The sequence below is a fragment of the Microbacterium sp. Kw_RZR3 genome, assembly GCF_029222405.1.
GTDB lineage: Bacteria > Actinomycetota > Actinomycetes > Actinomycetales > Microbacteriaceae > Microbacterium.
Map to the genome: position 1 here is coordinate 1 of NZ_JARHXC010000023.1, position 526 is coordinate 526.

Genomic DNA, 526 nt, shown 5'->3' on the forward strand with positions numbered 1-526 from the left:
ACGGTCCACGGGCCCGCGCGACGGCCCGCCGCCCCACCGTGGGAATCACCGGGCCCCTCGATACGTTGTAGACTGTGATGCTCGGGTGCCGCTGATGAAGACGGCGACCGAGGTGGTAATTCAACAGCGTGACAGTGGCCACTCCGAACGGAGTTCCCGGGGCTGATCGGTTTCGACAGCGCCTGCGAACCCGCGAGAAGCGGGCCGAGGATGTGGGGTTATCTCGTAAACGCTCCCTGCAAAACAATAAGTGCCGATGCTAAGCGCACTGACTTCGCCCTCGCTGCGTAAGCGAGCCCGATAGTCCGTCAGACCGTGTGTGACCCCGCCACGGATCCTGGCGTCATTTAGGGGTCTTGCTGCGTGACGGCGTCTGGACGTCACGCGGGACTTTTCCCAGGCTGGGCTTGTCGACTTAGGTGTCTGTGACAAAGGTCGGAGCCGAGCAGAACGTTTTCACAGACTGCGCCCGGAGAAAACGCGGAGACCCAGCGTTGGACGGGGGTTCGATTCCCCCCAGCTCCAC

1 other RNA gene is annotated in these 526 nt (G+C 62.9%); it reads left to right on the forward strand.

The features are described from left to right. Window positions 1-158 precede the first annotated feature (158 nt). Window positions 159-526: a transfer-messenger RNA gene (ssrA, locus tag P2P98_RS00810) on the forward strand.